Raw genomic sequence first — 16,564 nt, 5'->3', positions numbered from 1 at the left:
TCGGGATTCAAAACGCAAGGCCCGCCAGGGAAAGCGGGCCACCGGAATCTACGTTCAAGCCTGCGTCACGCGATCTTGCCGTGACACTGCTTGTACTTCTTGCCGCTGCCGCACGGGCACGGATCGTTGCGGCCCACCTTCGGCATCTCGCTGCCCACCGGCGGCGTATGGCTCATGGCCGCGCCCACCATCGCGGCGGCGGCGTCGGCAGCCACCGGTGCGGCAGCCGCGGGAGCCGGCGCCGTGTCGGCTTCGGCGAATTCGGCATGGCGGAACTCGACGTTCTCGACATGATGGCCCTGCTCTTCGATCTGCTCGGCCGCCTGTTCGAGCTGCTCCGGCGACTGGATCTGCACGTTCATCACGATGCGCGTGACTTCGAGCTTGACGGCTTCGAGCATCGCGGCGAACAGTTCGAACGCCTCGCGCTTGTACTCCTGCTTCGGGTTCTTCTGCGCATAGCCGCGCAGATGGATGCCCTGGCGCAGGTGGTCGAGCGCCGCGAGGTGTTCGCGCCAGCTGCGGTCGAGCGTTTGCAGCATGACCGAGCGCTCGAACGCGCTGAACGATTCGCGGCCCACGAGCGCGACCTTCTGCTCGTACGCTTCGTCGCCGGCGGCCAGTACGGCTTCGAGAATTTCATCGGCGTCGATCGACGACGACTCGTTGATCATCTCCTGGATCGCGAGGTCGAGCTGCCATTCGTTGCGCAGCACTTCTTCGAGCTCGGGCACGTCCCACTGCTCTTCGATGCTGCCGTGCGGCACGAACTGGCGCACGATGTCGGTGATCACGCCATGGCGCATCGCGCCGATCGTTTCGGTGATGTCATGCGCTTCGAGCAGTTCGTTGCGCTGCTGGTAGATCACCTTGCGCTGATCGTTCGAGACGTCGTCGTATTCGAGCAGCTGCTTGCGGATGTCGAAGTTGCGCGCTTCGACCTTGCGCTGCGCCGATTCGATCGAACGCGTGACGATGCCCGCCTCGATCGCCTCGCCTTCCGGCATCTTCAGGCGGTCCATGATCGCGCGCACGCGGTCGCCCGCGAAAATGCGCAGCAGCGGGTCTTCGAGCGAGAGATAGAAACGCGACGAACCCGGGTCGCCCTGACGGCCCGCACGGCCGCGCAGCTGGTTGTCGATCCGGCGCGACTCGTGACGCTCGGTGCCGATGATGTGCAGACCGCCCGCGGCCTTCACCTGATCGTGCAGCGTTTGCCACTCGTCGTGCAGTTGCTGGATGCGGCGCGCCTTTTCGTCGGCGGGAATCGCTTCGTCGGCTTCGATAAACGCTGCCTGCTTCTCCGCATTGCCGCCCAGCACGATGTCGGTACCGCGGCCCGCCATGTTGGTGGCGATGGTGACGCGCTGCGGACGGCCCGCTTCAGCGACGATCGCGGCTTCACGCGCGTGCTGCTTCGCGTTGAGCACTTCGTGCGGCAGACCGGCCTTCGTGAGCAGGTTCGAAAGCAGCTCCGAGTTTTCGATCGACGTCGTGCCGACCAGCACCGGCTGACCACGCTCGTAGCATTCGCGGATATCGCGGATCACGGCGTCGTAGCGTTCGTTCGCCGTCTTGTAGATCTGATCCTGCTTGTCGATCCGCTTGGGTGTGCGGTTCGTCGGGACCACCACCGTTTCGAGGCCGTAGATCTCGTTGAATTCGTACGCTTCGGTGTCGGCCGTACCCGTCATGCCCGAGAGCTTCGCGTACATGCGGAAGTAGTTCTGGAACGTGATCGAAGCGAGCGTCTGGTTCTCGCTCTGGATCTTCACGTGTTCCTTCGCTTCCACGGCCTGGTGCAGGCCGTCCGACCAGCGGCGGCCGGCCATCAGACGGCCGGTGAATTCGTCGACGATGATGACTTCGCCGTTCTGCACCACGTAGTGCTGGTCCTTGTGAAACAGCGTGTGGGCGCGCAGCGCGGCGTACACGTGGTGCATCAGCGTGATGTTCTGCGGCGCATAGAGGCTTTCGCCCTGGCCGATCAGGCCCCACTCGGAGAGCATGCGCTCGGCCTTCTCGTGGCCCGACTCGGTGAGGAACACCTGGCGCGCCTTTTCGTCGAGCGTGTAGTCGCCCGGCTTTTCCACGCCCGTGCCGTCGGCCTTCTCTTCGCCGATCTGCTGCTCGAGCAGCGGCGGCAGCGCGTTCATGCGCACGTAGAGTTCGGTGTGGTCTTCGGCCTGGCCCGAGATGATGAGCGGCGTACGCGCTTCGTCGATCAGGATCGAGTCCACCTCGTCGACCACGGCGAAGTTCAGCGCACGCTGCACGCGCGCCTCGGTCTCGTAGACCATGTTGTCGCGCAGGTAGTCGAAGCCGAACTCGTTGTTCGTGCCGTAGGTGATGTCCGCGGCGTACGCTTCCTGCTTCGTCGCGTGGTCCATCTGCGACAGGTTGATGCCGACGGACAGACCGAGGAAGTTGTAGAGGCGCGCCATCCATTCGGCGTCGCGCTGCGCGAGGTAGTCGTTCACCGTCACGACGTGGACACCGCGGCCCGACAGCGCATTCAGGTAGACGGGCAGCGTGGCGACGAGCGTCTTGCCTTCGCCGGTGCGCATTTCAGCGATCTTGCCGTAATGCAGCACCATGCCGCCGATCAGCTGCACGTCGAAGTGGCGCATTTTCAGCACGCGCTTGCTCGCCTCGCGGCAAACGGCGAACGCCTCGGGCAGCAGTTCGTCGAGCGAGGTGCCATTGGCCACGCGCTCGCGGAACTCGACCGTCTTCGCGCGCAGTTGCTCGTCGGTGTACTGCTCGATCTTCGGTTCGAGCGCGTTGATCGCCGCGACCGTCTTCTGATATTGCTTGATCAGGCGCTGATTGCGGCTGCCAAAGATTTTCTGTAAGAAACCGGTGGTCATCGGATCGGTGTCTGCGTCGCGGCTTCGGCCGTGATTCCTGAGGGCGGGTTCAGCGGGTTGTGCATGTGTGCACTACGCATCCGGACCGGAGGGACCTCGGCGGCTTTAGCCCAAAAATGGTGGATTCGAATCGGGCATTTTAGCACGCGCCCTCTCACCCGCCTGTGTCAGCGCGAAGACGGCTCTGGCGCGCGGTGCCCGCACGGACGGCCTTCCCGCCGTGCGGCGAAGGGCCGCGATGCGGCCCTGGCCGAATGGCCTGAAGGCGCTTGGATGAGCGGTGCGCAGGCTACAATGACGGCATCAGAGTCCCGTCCGCGCGCTCGCCCCTCCTTACGCCACATGAGCCGTTTCTCGCCGTTTTCAAGGTCCAGGGGACCACGCGCCCCCCAGCCGCTCGCTGAAGTGCTGAGCCGCACGGACGCGTTCGCGCCGCTGCGCGCCGGCGTCGAGCAGATCGCGGCGATCCAGCGCGACCTGAACGCGCTGCTGCCCGACTATCTCGCGGCGAGCGTCGAGCCCGGCTTCATCAAGGACGGCACGCTGGCCCTTTTCACCGCGCACAATGCGCTAGCCGCGCGGTTGCGGCATCTGGAGCCCCGGCTCGTGGCGGACCTGCAGGCGCGCGGCTGGGCGTTGAACAGTGTGCGCATCCGCGTGCGTCCGCAAGCCGTGAAAGATCCCACGCCGCCCAAGCAGGCGCGCATGACGCCGGCCGGCGCGGCAGCGCTCCAGGCGCTGAGCGAGACGCTCGAGGCCTCGCCGCTGCAGGCCGCCCTCGCGAAGATGGCGGCGCGCCACACCAAAAAGCGCTGATCTGCGGCGCCGAAATTTCTCGAAGCCGCGCAAAAAAGAAAAAGGGCAGCATATAGCTGCCCTTTTTACTGCCAGATCGCACCCGAAACTCAGGCGAATGCGGTCTGTGCCTCGTAGCCGAAGCCGCGCGGCGCCTTCTGCGGATCGTCGAACGTAACGATCTCGTAGGCGTCCTCATTCGCGAGCAGCTCGCGCAGCAGCGCGTTGTTCAGGCCGTGGCCCGACTTGTACGCGTCGTACGCCGCCAGCAGCGGATGGCCGACCACGTACAGGTCGCCGATCGCGTCGAGCATCTTGTGCTTCACGAACTCGTCGTCGTAGCGCAGGCCGTCGTTGTTCAGAATGCGGTACTCGTCCAGCACGATGGCGTTGTCCATGCTGCCGCCGCGCGCGAGGCCCAGCTCGCGCATCATCTCGACTTCGTGCGCGAAGCCGAACGTGCGGGCGCGCGCGATTTCGCGCACGTACGAGGTATTCGCGAAGTCCACTTCGAGCGCCTGACCCGTCTTGTCGACGGCCGGGTGGCGGAAGTCGATCGTGAACTTGAGCTTGAAGCCGAAGTAAGGGTCGAGGCGTGCGAACTTGTCGCCGTCGCGGATCTCCACGGGCTTCTTGACCTTGATGAACTTCTTCGGAGCGTTCTGCTCCTCGATACCCGCCGACTGGATCAGGAACACGAACGAAGCCGCGCTGCCGTCCATGATCGGAATTTCCTCGGCGGTCACATCCACGTAGAGGTTGTCGATGCCAAGGCCTGCGCAGGCGGACATGAGGTGCTCGATCGTCGAGACACGTGCGCCGTCTTTCTGCAGCACCGAAGCGAGGCGGGTATCGCCAATCGCCATCGCCGATGCGGGGATGTCCACCGGCGTCGGCAAATCCACGCGCGAAAACACGATGCCCGTGTTCGGCGCCGCCGGACGGAGCGTCAGGTCGACCTTGCGCCCCGAATGCAGGCCGATGCCGACTGTCTTCACGATTGATTTGATGGTTCGCTGCTTCAACATGGTCTTCTTGCTCATTGAAAATCCCAATCGGGACTTTTTAATTCATAGCACGAATTATACTCCAGTTGCGCCGAGTCCGTCGTTTTCACCGGCGTGACAAACTGTTTCCCCGTGTTACCCAATGGGGATGGAGCGCGGGCCGACGCCCGGAACGGAGGCGTTCCCGGGGTAATCGGCCCGCTGGGCTCACGTAATCGCCTGTCACATTTGCGCCGCAGGTACACGTTGCTTCAGGGCAACGCCGCGCCCGCGAACGCGCTCATGCGCGGGTCAACGTGGCAAGTATGCTCGCAGCATCGCTCACTTCGAACTTGCCGGGTGCTTCGACGTGCAGCGTCTTGACCACGCCGTCGTCGACCACCATCGCATAGCGCTGGGAGCGGATTCCCATGCCACGCGCCGACAAATCCTGCTCCAGTCCGAGTGCACGAGTCAACGCTGCGCTGCCGTCGGCCATCATGCGTACCTTGCCCGAGGTACGCTGATCGCGTCCCCACGCGCCCATGACGAACGCGTCGTTGACGGACACGCACCAGACCTCGTCGACACCGGCCGCGCGCAGCGCGTCATAGTGCTCGACGTAACCCGGCACGTGCTTCGCGGAGCACGTGGGCGTGAACGCGCCCGGCAATCCGAAGATCACCACGCGCTTGCCCGCCGCTTCCTTTTGCACGTCGAAGCTGTTCGGCCCCAGCGTGCAACCCTCGCGCGCGTCTTCGACGAACTCGAAGAGGGTCGCTTCGGGCAGCGTTTCACCCTGTTTGATCATGACTCGTCCTTCGCAACGATGCGCAAGCGTGTCGCGCTGGCGTCGTGCAATGTTGGGCAACGATGTACTCCAAGGTTACACAGGAACGCCTGGCGACACCGCGCCTGTCCCCCACGCTCAACGCGTGGCGGGCAACCGTCCCTGCCGCGCATCCTCGCGGATGCGGCCTTGCTGGCCTTGCTCGCCTTCATTGCTACGCAGCGCGCTGTCTGTCTGCGGGCGAGGGCAACGCGTGCCCTGCCGCAGTCAGATCGGCTCGCGTGTCAGTCCGCCTGCTTGCGCAGGAACGCCGGGATATCGTACGTGTCGACGCCCTTTTCCTGCAGCGCCTGCACGTGCGAAGCCGCGGTGTCGCGCGACGTGCGCCACACTGCCGGCGTGTCGAGCGCGCCGTAGTCGGCCGTGTTGCCGTGGCCGCTGTGCTGCGGTGCGTACGAACCCGCCGGAGCCGGGATCGGCTGGTTGTCCGTGCCCGTGCGCAGCAGTTGCATCGGCGCGGCTTGCTGCTTCTTCGCAGCGCGGCCGAGGCCCGTTGCCACCACCGTCACGCGCAGCGCGTCGCCCATCGCGTCGTCGTACACCGCACCGAAGATCACCGTCGCGTCTTCTGCGGCATAGCTCTTGATGGTGTTCATCACTTCGCGCGTTTCCGACAGACGCAGCGAACGGCTCGACGTGATGTTGACCAGCACGCCGCGCGCACCCGACAGATCGACGCCTTCGAGCAGCGGGCTCGCCACGGCCTGTTCCGCCGCGAGGCGTGCGCGATCGACACCGGCAACCGTCGCCGTGCCCATCATCGCCTTGCCCTGCTCGCCCATCACCGTCTTCACGTCTTCGAAGTCGACGTTCACGAGGCCGTCGACGTTGATGATTTCGGCGATGCCGGCAACTGCGTTGTTCAGAACGTCGTCCGCGCACTGGAAGCACTTGTCCATCTCGGCGTCATCGCCCATCACGTCGAACAGCTTGTCGTTCAGGACGACGATCAGCGAGTCGACGTGATCCTCCAGTTGCTGCGAGCCGGCTTCCGCCACGCGCATACGCTTGCCGCCTTCGAACTCGAACGGCTTGCTCACCACGCCAACTGTGAGAATGCCCATCTCCTTGGCGATCTGCGCGACGACCGGGGCTGCGCCCGTGCCGGTGCCGCCGCCCATGCCGGCGGTGATGAACACCATGTGTGCGCCGCGCAGTGCGTCGGCGATGCGCTCACGGGCTTCTTCTGCTGCCGCGCGGCCCATCTCCGGCTTCGCCCCGGCGCCAAGGCCCGTGTTGCCGAGCTGAATCACGGCCGATGCACGCGAGCGCGAGAGCGCCTGTGCGTCCGTGTTCATCACGATGAAGTCGACGCCTTGCACGCCGCGGTTGATCATGTGCTGCACGGCATTGCCGCCCGCACCACCAACGCCTACCACCTTGATGATGGTGCCGTTGGTTTCGGTTTCCAGCATCTGGAATTCCATGTTGCCTCCGTCAAGAAAAAGATTCCGCTCCTCGGCCGTTATCCAGTGGAAGATCGGGCAACCTTCCACTGCGCGCTAGCCGCCGTCACCAGCGCGATTTTCGAAGCTTGTACTTCGCCTTCTGTCCTGCGACTTCTGTGGTTAGAAGTTGCCGAGGAACCAGTCCTTCATGCGTGAAAAGACCTGGCCCATCGACCCCGACTGCACTGCAACCTTGCGCCCGCGCATGCGCTGCGAGCGGCCTTCGACGAGCAGGCCCATCGCCGTCGAGTAGCGCGGATTGCGCACCACGTCGGCCAGACCGCCCGCGTATTCCGGCACGCCGATGCGCACCGGCTTCAGGAAAATGTCCTCGCCCAGCTCCACCATGCCCGGCATCATCGCGGCGCCGCCCGTGAGCACGACACCCGAGCTCAGCAGTTCTTCGTAGCCCGACTCGCGCACCACCTGCTGCACGAGCGAGAAAAGCTCTTCCACGCGCGGCTCGATCACGGCGGCGAGCGCCTGGCGCGACAGCGTGCGCGGACCGCGCTCGCCCAGCCCCGGCACTTCGATCATCTCGTCCGGATCGGCGAGCGCCTGCTTCGCGATGCCGTAGCTCACCTTGATGTCTTCCGCGTCGGGCGTGGGCGTGCGCAGCGCCATGGCGATGTCGCTCGTCACCTGGTCGCCCGCGATCGGAATCACCGCGGTGTGGCGAATCGCGCCTTCGCTGAAGATCGCGATGTCGGTCGTGCCGCCGCCGACGTCGACGAGCACCACGCCCAGTTCCTTCTCGTCCTCGGTCAGCACCGCCAGCGACGAAGCGAGCGGCTGCAGGATGAGGTCGTTCACTTCGAGGCCGCAACGGCGCACGCACTTCACGATGTTCTGCGCCGCGCTCACCGCGCCCGTCACGATATGCACCTTCACTTCCAGGCGGATGCCGCTCATGCCGATCGGCTCGCGCACATCTTCCTGGCCGTCGATGATGAATTCCTGCGTGAGGATATGCAGCACCTGCTGGTCGGTCGGGATGTTGATCGCCTTCGCCGTTTCGATCACGCGCGCGACGTCTGCCTGCGTGACTTCCTTCTCCTTGATGGCGACCATGCCGCTCGAGTTGAAGCTGCGAATATGGCTACCCGCAATGCCGGTGAATACGTTAGTGATCTTGCAGTCGGCCATGAGTTCCGCTTCTTCGAGCGCTCTCTGGATAGACTGCACTGTGGCCTCGATGTTCACCACCACGCCTTTCTTGAGACCTTTCGATTCGCTCTGGCCGAGACCGATCACTTCGTAGTGGCCTTCGCCCTTCAATTCGGCGACGACGGCCACCACCTTCGACGTCCCGATGTCGAGGCTGACCAGCAGATCCTTATAGTCTTTACTCATATCGTGCTCGTTGCGTGTGATGTCCTGTTACTTCTTGCCCGGAGCGGGCGTGTCACTGATGAAGCGCATGCCGGCCGCCCTTATCGCAAACCCGTTTGGATAACGCAAGTCCGCGTATTCGATCTCTTTGCCCCAACGTTGCGTTACCGCCGACCATGCCGCGATGAGGCGGTGAGAACGCTCGCTCAGTGTGTCGGCGTTGCGCTCGCGGCCCAGCTCCACCTGCATGCCGTTCGAGAGCTTCACCGTCCATGCGTAACGCGGCGAGAGCGTCACTTCGTCGGGCGTGAGCCCGAGCGGCGCGAACCACTTCTCCAGGTCGCGGTAGCGCGCAACCACCTCGGGCGCCGTGCCGTCGGGGCCGTCGAACGCGGGCAACTCTTCGTCGAGTTCGCCCTGGTTCGCCGTGAACAGTTCGCCATCCGTGCTCACGAGCTGATCGCTGCCCCACGTGCCCAGCGGTTTGTACTCTTCGAGCGTGACAGCCAGTGCGTTGGGCCACACGCGGCGCACGCTCGCGTGACGCACCCACGGCATCTGCTCGAACGCGGCGCGCGCCGTATCGAGATCGACAGTGAAGAAGTTGCCCTTCAGCCGGCCGACCACGCTCGCACGCACGGTGGGCGAGTTGATGTGCTCGGTGTCGCCCTCGATGCGGATCTCTCGCAGCGCGAAGTTCGGACGCTGCACGAGCCAGTAGCAGCCGGCCGCCAGCAGCGCGAGCGCGAGCAGCGCGTGCAACGCGTTGGCGGCAAGGTTGAGCTGGCGTACGTTATTCCACATTTCGAGATTGTCGGTTCACTACTGGTTCGGCAATTCGTCGGTCAGAGATTAATCAGGGGTTCAATCTTTTAGCGTTTGTGCCAGCACGCGCACCACCAGATCGCGATACTCGATGCCTACCGAGCGCGCGGCCTTCGGCGGCAGCGAGTGATCGGTCATGCCCGGCGCCGTGTTCACTTCGAGGAAGTACGCGTTGCCTGCGCCGTCCATCATGAAATCGGCGCGGCCCCAATCGGTGCAGCCGAGCACGTCGAACGCGCGGCGCGCGAGCTTCTTCAGTTCCGCTTCTTTCTCCGGCGCGACGCCGCACGGAATCAGATACTGCGTCGTGTCGAGGATGTACTTCGCGTCGTAGTCGTAAAACTCACCCGCCGGCACGATCTTGATGATCGGCAGATCGAGGTCGCCCGCGATGCACGCGGTGTACTCGCCGCCGCCTTCGATGCTCTTTTCCACCAGCACGATCTTGTCGAACTTTGCGGCTTCTTCGAGCGCCGGCACGAGTTCGCTTTCCGCCTTCACCTTGATCACGGCCACGCTCGAGCCTTCGCTCGCGGGCTTCACGAAGAGCGGCAGGCCGAGCTTCGCGACGATCTGCGGCGCGCGCGCCGCGTAGTCGTCGCCGCGCAGCACCGCCTCGAACGGCGGCGTGGGAATGCCGAGCTGCTGCCACACGAGCTTGCTGCGGAACTTGTCGAGCCCGAGCGCGGAGCCGAGCACGCCCGTGCCCGTATAGCGAATGCCGTAGAAGTCGAGCGCGCCCTGGATCTGGCCGTTTTCGCCATAGCCGCCATGCAGCGCGTTGAACGCGCGCACGAAACCTTCGTCCTTGAGCGCCGAAAGCGGCCGCTCGGACGGGTCGAACGGATGCGCGTCGATGCCGGCGCTCTGCAACGCCTGCAGCACCAGCGTGCCCGACTTGAGCGACACTTCGCGCTCGGCCGACACGCCGCCGTACAGCACCGCGACCTTGCCAAATTGTTTCGGATCGATACTGCTCATGTCACTCACGCCTTCTGTTCCTGTTGGGCGATTCGACCCGGCACACCGCCGATCGAACCCGCACCCATCGTAATCACCACATCGCCGTCGCGCACGACAGCAGCTAGCGCCTCCGGCACTTCATCCACGGTCTCGACGAACACGGGCTCGACCTTGCCCGCGACGCGAATCGCGCGTGCGAGCGCACGGCCGTCCGCTGCGACGATCGGCGCTTCGCCGGCCGCATAGACATCGGTCAGCACGAGCGCATCGACGGTCGACAGCACGCGCACGAAGTCTTCGAAACAGTCGCGCGTCCGCGTGTAGCGGTGCGGCTGGAACGCCAGCACGAGACGGCGCTCGGGAAACGCGCCGCGCGCCGCTGCGATCGTCGCGGCCATTTCCACCGGGTGATGGCCATAGTCGTCGATCAACGTCCAGGCGCCGCCGCCGTTGACGGGAATTTCGCCATAGCGCTGAAAACGACGGCCCACGCCGTTGAATTCCGCGAGCGCGCGCTGAATATCGGCGTCCTTGACTTCGAGTTCGGTCGCGATCGCAATCGCAGCGAGCGCGTTCTGCACGTTGTGCGTGCCCGGCAGATTCAGCACGATGTCGAGCGACGGCGCGTCTTCGCGCATCACCGTGAAGTACATCTTGCCTTCGCGCGCGACCACGTTGACCGCGCGCACCTGCGCGTCGGACGCGAAGCCATAACGGATGATCGGCTTCGAGACGAACGGCAGAATCTCCTTCACGTTCGGGTCGTCCACGCACAGCACCGCGATGCCATAGAACGGCAGGCGATGCGTGAACTCGATGAACGCCTGCTTCAGGCGCGCGAAGTCGTGCCCGTAGGTGTCCATGTGATCGGCGTCGATGTTCGTAATGACTTCGATCACCGGGAACAGGTTCAGGAACGATGCGTCGGATTCGTCGGCTTCCGCCACGATGAAGTCGCCCGTGCCGAGGCGCGCGTTCGCGCCCGCACTGATCAGACGCCCGCCGATCACGAAGGTCGGATCGAGCCCGCCCGCGGCCAGCACGCTCGCCACGAGCGAGGTCGTGGTGGTCTTGCCGTGCGTGCCTGCAATTGCGATGCCCTGCTTCAGACGCATCAGTTCCGCGAGCATCACGGCACGCGGCACGATGGGAATGCGGCGATGGCGTGCCGCGAGCACTTCGGGGTTGTCGCTGCGCACCGCGGTCGAAACGACTACGGCATTCGCGCCTTCGATGTTCTCTTCGGCATGGCCGATCGCGATGCGCGCGCCGAGCGCGGCGAGTCGATCGGTGACCCCGTTCTTCGCGAGGTCCGAGCCGCTTACCTGATAGCCAAGATTGACGAGCACTTCGGCGATGCCGCTCATGCCCGCGCCGCCGATGCCGACGAAATGGATATGTTTGACGATGTGTTTCATTGCTTTCCTCCCGCTACTACGCCCGCCACGGCCGCGCAGATGCGCGCGACCTGATCGGCGGCGTCGGGTTTCGCGAGCGCGCGAGCGCGCCCGGCCATTTCTGCCAGCGATGTTCTGGTCTGATGCCGCAACCAGTCGGCGAGTCCCTCCGCCGTCAGGTCGCGTTGCTGCACCACGAGCGCTGCGTCCTTGTCGGCAAGGAACGCGGCGTTGGTGGTCTGGTGGTCGTCCACGGCGTAGGGGAACGGCACGAAGCATGCCGCCACGCCCACGGCCGCGATCTCGGCCACCGTCATTGCGCCCGAACGGCAGACCACGAGATCCGCGTTCCGATAGGCGCTCGCCATGTCGTCGATGAACGGCACGAGCTGCACCGTGTCGTTCAGTTCGAGTCCGGCGTCGAGATAGTTTTGACGCAAGGCGTCGATGTGCTTCGCGCCCGCCTGATGCACGATGTGCGGACGCTCTTCTGGTGCAAGCAGCGACAGCGCGCGCGGCACCACTTCGTTGAGCGCCGTGGCGCCGAGGCTGCCGCCCACCACGAGCACGCGCAGCGGACCGCTGCGCGCGGCGTAGCGCGCCGCCGGTGCGTCGACGTGTTCGAGCGCCTCGCGGATCGGGTTGCCGGTCCACTCGGCGTTCGGCAAGGCGCCCGGAAACGCCACGAGCACGCGCCTGGCCAGCTTCGCGAGCACCTTGTTCGCGAGACCGGCGATCGAATTCTGTTCATGCAGCACGAGCGGACGGCCCGACAGCGCGCTCATCACGCCCGCCGGGAACGTGATGTAGCCGCCCATGCCGAGCACGACGTCGGGCTTCACGCGGCGCAGCGCCGCGAGGCTCTGCGTGCAGGCGCGCAGCAGGTTCAGCGGCAGCATCAGCTTGGTCTTGATGCCTTTGCCGCGCACGCCGCCAAAGCGCACGTATTCCATCGTGATGCCGTGCTTGGGCACGAGCGTCGCTTCCATGCCTGCGGGATTGCCGAGCCACACCACGCGCCAGCCCCACTGCTCCATGCGATGCGCGACGGCGAGCCCCGGGAACACGTGTCCCCCGGTGCCGCCGGCCATCACCATGAGCGTGCGCGTCGCTGCAGTCATACCTTGCCTCCGCGCATCAGGACCCGGTTTTCGTAATCCACGCGCAGCAGCAACGCCACGGCGACGCAATTGAGCAGGATGCCCGAGCCGCCATAGCTCACGAGCGGCAGCGTGAGACCCTTGGTCGGCAAGAGACCCAGGTTCACGCCCATGTTGATGAAGGCCTGCGCGCCGAACCACACGCCAAGACCCTTGGCGACGAGGCCCGCGAACGTGCGGTCGAGCGCGAGCGCCTGACGGCCGATCTCGAACGAGCGGCGCACGATCCAGTAGAACAGCAGGATCACGACGAGGACGCCGACGAAACCGAGTTCCTCGCCGATCACGGCGAGAATGAAGTCGGTATGCGCTTCCGGCAGATAGTTGAGCTTCTCGACGCTGCCGCCAAGACCCACGCCGAACCATTCGCCGCGACCGAACGCGATGAGCGAGTGCGTGAGCTGGTACGCCTTGCCCTGTGCGTAGCGGTCGTCCCACGGATCGAGGTACGCGAAGATCCGCTCGCGGCGCCACGGCGACGCCCACACGAGCAGCGTGAAGGTGCCCACTGCCGTGGCCACGAGGCCGCCGAACAGCTTGCCGTTCACGCCGCCGAGGAACAGCACGCCCATGGCGATCGCGGCGATCACCATGAATGCGCCCATGTCAGGCTCGAGCAGCAACAGCGCGCCGACCACGCCCACGGCGAATGCCATCGGCAGGAAGCCTTTCGCGAAGCTATGCATGTATTCCTGCTTGCGCACCGTGTAGTTCGCAGCGTAGATCGTCACGGCGAGCTTCATGATTTCCGACGGCTGCATGTTCGTCACGCCGAGCGGAATCCAGCGGCGCGCGCCGTTCACGCCCTTGCCGATGTGCGGAATCAGCACGACCACCAGCATGGCGAGCGAGATGAGAAAGAGCTTGGGCGCGTAACGCTCCCACGTCGAAACGGGAATACGGAACGCGACGAGCGCCGCGACCGTGGCGATCGCGAGCGAAACGAGGTGGCGCACGAGAAACGCCCAGTCGCGGTACGAGGCGTACTTGGGCGAATCGGGCATGGCGATCGAGGCCGAGTAGACCATCACCACGCCAAGCCCGAGCAGCGCGATCACGGCCCACAGCAGCGAGTGGTCGTAGTCGAGCATGCGCGAGCGTCCGGGACGCACGCCGTTGACGACGCTCGCGAGACCGCCCGAGCGCGCGCCGCCGCTCGACGAGCCGCCGGCCTGGCCGTTTTCGCGCGAGAGGCGCGCACCGAATCGCTCGGACCAGCTCATATCATCGTCCCCCGTTCTGCGGCGATTTCTTCTACGGTGTCGTGGAACACGGCCGCGCGATGGGCGTAGTTGCGGAACATGTCGAGGCTCGCGCAAGCGGGCGAAAGCAGCACGACGTCGCCGGGTTGCGCGAGCGCCGTCGCCGCGCGCGTGGCTTCCTCGAGCGTCGCGTAGTCGCTCATCGCGATGCCGGTTTCTTCGAGCGCCGCGCGGATCTTCGACGCGTCGCGGCCGATCAGCATCACGGCGCGGCACCAGCGCGCAACCGGCGCGGCGAGCGGATCGAAGTCCTGGCCCTTGCCGTCGCCGCCGGCGATCAGCACCGTGCGCTGCGCGAGGCCGTCGAGCGCCGCCACTGTCGCGCCGACGTTCGTGCCCTTGCTGTCGTCCACGTAGTCGATGCCGTCGATCGAGGCGATCAGCTCCACGCGATGCGGCTCGCCGCGATACTCGCGCAGGCCGTGCAGAAGCGGCGCGGGCGCGAGATCGATCGCGCGCGTGAGCGCAAACGCCGCGAGCGCGTTGGCCGCATTGTGCAGGCCGCGAATGCGCAGGGCGTCGGCGGGCATGAGGCGCTTCATGCCGAGGTTCACGGGCGCCGCTTCCTGCTGCTTGCGGCGACGCGGGGAGACAGGCACGTCGGCCGCGTCGAGGTCGTGGGCCTGCACGAGCCACTGCATGCCGTTCTCGCGCAACAGACCCAGGTCGCCGTCGTTCTCGGGCTCGTTCAGGCCGAAGGTCACGATCTTCGCGTCGCCGCTCGCCTTCGCGCTCGCGAGCGACATGACGCGCGCGTCGTCGCGGTTGAGCACGCGCGTCGTGCGCGGCCCGAAGATACGGCCCTTCGCGGCCGCGTAAGCGTCGAGGCCGCCGTGCCAGTCGAGATGGTCCTGCGTGATGTTGAGGACCGCCGCGGCGTCCGGCTCGAACGTGTGCGCCGTCTCGAGCTGGAAGCTCGACAGTTCGAGCACCCAGACGTCGGGCAGCGCGGTGTTGTCGATGGCTTCGGCGAGCTTGTCGAGCATGGCCGGGCTGATATTGCCCGCCACCGCCACGCGCTTGCCCGCGCGCTCGCAGAGCATGCCGGTCAAGCTCGTCGTGGTGGTCTTGCCGTTCGTGCCGGTGATGGCGAGCACCTTCGGCGCGTAGCCGCTCTCGCCGAGATGGCGCAGCGCCTGCGCGAAGAGTTCGAGCTCGCCCCACACTTCGATGCCGCGCTCGCGCGCCGCCGCGATCAGCGGCACGAGATCTTCGGCGAGCGGCGAGAGGCCCGGGCTAATCGCGACGAGTTCCACGCCGTCGAGCAGCGCCGTCGTGAACGGACCGCCGACGAAATCGGCGTCGATGCCGCGCGCGGCGAGTTCGGGAAGATTGGGCGGCACTTCGCGCGTGTCGGCAATGCGCAGGCGGCAACCATGCCGCGCGCACCAGCGCGCCATCGCGAGACCCGATTCCCCGAGTCCCAGCACGAGCACCATCGGCTTTTGCCGATCCCGAAACTTCTCGCCGAACATCGCTTGCTTCCCTTGCTTACTTAAAGGCTCAACGCAGCTTGAGCGTGGATAGACCAATCAGACACAGCATCAGCGTGATAACCCAGAAACGCACGACAACCTGCGTTTCCTTCCAGCCGGACAGTTCGAAATGGTGATGCAGCGGCGCCATCTTGAAGATGCGGCGCCCTTCGCCGTAACGCTTTTTCGTGTACTTGAACCAGGTGACCTGCAGCATCACGGAGAGCGTCTCCGCCACGAAGATGCCGCCCATGATGAAGAGCACGATTTCCTGACGCACGATCACCGCGATGGTTCCCAGCGCGCCGCCGAGCGCGAGCGCGCCCACGTCGCCCATGAAGACCTGGGCCGGATACGTGTTGAACCAGAGGAACGCGAGCCCTGCCCCGCCCATCGCCGAACAGAAGATGAGCAGTTCGCCCGCTCCGGCAATATGCGGAAAAAGCAGATACTTCGAGTAGACCGAGCTGCCCATCACATAGGCGAACACGCCGAGCGATGCGCCGACCAGCACGACCGGCATGATCACGAGGCCGTCGAGGCCATCGGTGAGGTTCACGGCGTTGCTCGCGCCGACGATCACGAAATACGTGAGCGCGATGAAGCCCCACACGCCGAGCGGATAGCTGATCGACTTGAGGAACGGCAGCAGCAAGTCGGCGCGCGCGGGCAGGCCCATCGACAGGCCGCTGCGCACCCACGCCATGAAGAGATCGAACACGCGCACGTTGCTCGCCTCGGAGACGCTGAACGCGAGGTACACCGCCGCGAACAGACCAATCACCGACTGCCAGAAGTACTTCTCGCGCGAAGACATGCCGCGCGGGTCCTTGTAGACGACCTTGCGATAGTCGTCGACCCAGCCGATCGCGCCGAAGCCGAACGTGACGAGCATCACGATCCAGATGAAGCGGTTCGTGAGGTCGCCCCACAGCAAGGTGGAAACCGCGATGCCCAGCAGAATGAGCACGCCGCCCATGGTAGGCGTGCCGGACTTCACGAGGTGAGTCTGCGGGCCGTCCGTACGCACGGCCTGGCCGACCTTCATTGCGGTGAGCTTGCGGATCACCCACGGGCCGAGAAAAAGCCCGATCGCCATCGCGGTGATGGTGGCCATCACCGCACGGAACGTCAGATAACTGAACACGCGCAAGAAGCTTGCGTCATTCTGCAGCCATTGCGCCAGCGCCAGTAGCATGCC

13 protein-coding genes are annotated in these 16,564 nt (G+C 65.2%); 1 reads left to right on the top strand and 12 read right to left on the bottom strand.

The genetic code is table 11. The annotated features are described in order from the left end of the window. Nucleotides 1-65 precede the first annotated feature (65 nt). Nucleotides 66-2,870: a preprotein translocase subunit SecA gene (secA, locus tag AB4Y40_RS09715; RefSeq protein ID WP_368687504.1), complete on the bottom strand. Its 2,805-nt coding sequence runs from the start codon at nucleotides 2,868-2,870 to the stop codon at nucleotides 66-68. A 342-nt stretch (nucleotides 2,871-3,212) separates the two neighbouring features. Here secA and AB4Y40_RS09710 point away from each other — a divergent pair, with 342 nt between their 5' ends. After that, nucleotides 3,213-3,686, top strand: coding sequence for a DciA family protein (locus AB4Y40_RS09710; RefSeq protein WP_368687503.1), 474 nt, complete (start codon nucleotides 3,213-3,215; stop codon nucleotides 3,684-3,686). Between the two features lie 89 nt (nucleotides 3,687-3,775). On the opposite strand, the gene lpxC is transcribed toward AB4Y40_RS09710, so the two are convergent. The 11 genes from lpxC to mraY all read right to left on the bottom strand — a co-directional run bounded on the left by lpxC (nucleotide 3,776) and on the right by mraY (nucleotide 16,561). Then, nucleotides 3,776-4,693, bottom strand: coding sequence for a UDP-3-O-acyl-N-acetylglucosamine deacetylase (gene lpxC, locus AB4Y40_RS09705; protein WP_133183019.1), 918 nt, complete (start codon nucleotides 4,691-4,693; stop codon nucleotides 3,776-3,778). Nucleotides 4,694-4,952: 259 nt separating this feature from the next. Continuing rightward, nucleotides 4,953-5,462, bottom strand: coding sequence for a peroxiredoxin (locus AB4Y40_RS09700; RefSeq protein ID WP_368687502.1), 510 nt, complete (start codon nucleotides 5,460-5,462; stop codon nucleotides 4,953-4,955). 263 nt (nucleotides 5,463-5,725) lie between these two features. Then, nucleotides 5,726-6,928, bottom strand: coding sequence for a cell division protein FtsZ (gene ftsZ, locus AB4Y40_RS09695; protein ID WP_028207795.1), 1,203 nt, complete (start codon nucleotides 6,926-6,928; stop codon nucleotides 5,726-5,728). A 141-nt stretch (nucleotides 6,929-7,069) separates the two neighbouring features. Next, a complete protein-coding gene (ftsA, locus tag AB4Y40_RS09690) occupies nucleotides 7,070-8,302 on the bottom strand; it encodes a cell division protein FtsA (protein WP_042270315.1) in 1,233 nt (410 codons plus the stop codon). A 27-nt stretch (nucleotides 8,303-8,329) separates the two neighbouring features. After that, a complete protein-coding gene (locus AB4Y40_RS09685; RefSeq protein ID WP_322033927.1) occupies nucleotides 8,330-9,085 on the bottom strand; it encodes a cell division protein FtsQ/DivIB in 756 nt (251 codons plus the stop codon). A 60-nt stretch (nucleotides 9,086-9,145) separates the two neighbouring features. After that, entirely contained in the window at nucleotides 9,146-10,087 is a 942-nt protein-coding gene (locus AB4Y40_RS09680; RefSeq protein WP_368687501.1) for a D-alanine--D-alanine ligase, read from the bottom strand. Nucleotides 10,088-10,092: 5 nt separating this feature from the next. Further along, the gene (murC, locus tag AB4Y40_RS09675; RefSeq protein ID WP_368687500.1) at nucleotides 10,093-11,487 is read right to left on the bottom strand and encodes a UDP-N-acetylmuramate--L-alanine ligase; all 1,395 of its coding nucleotides are present in this window, start codon (nucleotides 11,485-11,487) and stop codon (nucleotides 10,093-10,095) included. Then, nucleotides 11,484-12,587, bottom strand: coding sequence for an undecaprenyldiphospho-muramoylpentapeptide beta-N-acetylglucosaminyltransferase (gene murG, locus AB4Y40_RS09670; RefSeq protein ID WP_368687499.1), 1,104 nt, complete (start codon nucleotides 12,585-12,587; stop codon nucleotides 11,484-11,486). Before murG ends, murC begins: the two co-directional genes overlap by 4 nt. Next, nucleotides 12,584-13,849, bottom strand: a complete 1,266-nt coding sequence (gene ftsW, locus AB4Y40_RS09665) for a putative lipid II flippase FtsW (RefSeq protein WP_368687498.1) — start codon at nucleotides 13,847-13,849, stop codon at nucleotides 12,584-12,586. Before ftsW ends, murG begins: the two co-directional genes overlap by 4 nt. Then, on the bottom strand, nucleotides 13,846-15,363 hold the full coding sequence (murD, locus tag AB4Y40_RS09660) for a UDP-N-acetylmuramoyl-L-alanine--D-glutamate ligase (RefSeq protein ID WP_368687497.1): 1,518 nt from the start codon (nucleotides 15,361-15,363) through the stop codon (nucleotides 13,846-13,848). Before murD ends, ftsW begins: the two co-directional genes overlap by 4 nt. 28 nt (nucleotides 15,364-15,391) lie before the next feature. Beyond that, nucleotides 15,392-16,561: a phospho-N-acetylmuramoyl-pentapeptide-transferase gene (mraY, locus tag AB4Y40_RS09655; protein WP_028207787.1), complete on the bottom strand. Its 1,170-nt coding sequence runs from the start codon at nucleotides 16,559-16,561 to the stop codon at nucleotides 15,392-15,394. Nucleotides 16,562-16,564: the final 3 nt, after the last annotated feature.

It is taken from the genome of Paraburkholderia sp. EG287B (assembly GCF_040965595.1).
Lineage (GTDB): Bacteria > Pseudomonadota > Gammaproteobacteria > Burkholderiales > Burkholderiaceae > Paraburkholderia.
The sequence above is the reverse complement of the archived record's forward strand: the minus strand, read 5'-3'. Positions and strand labels throughout refer to the sequence as shown.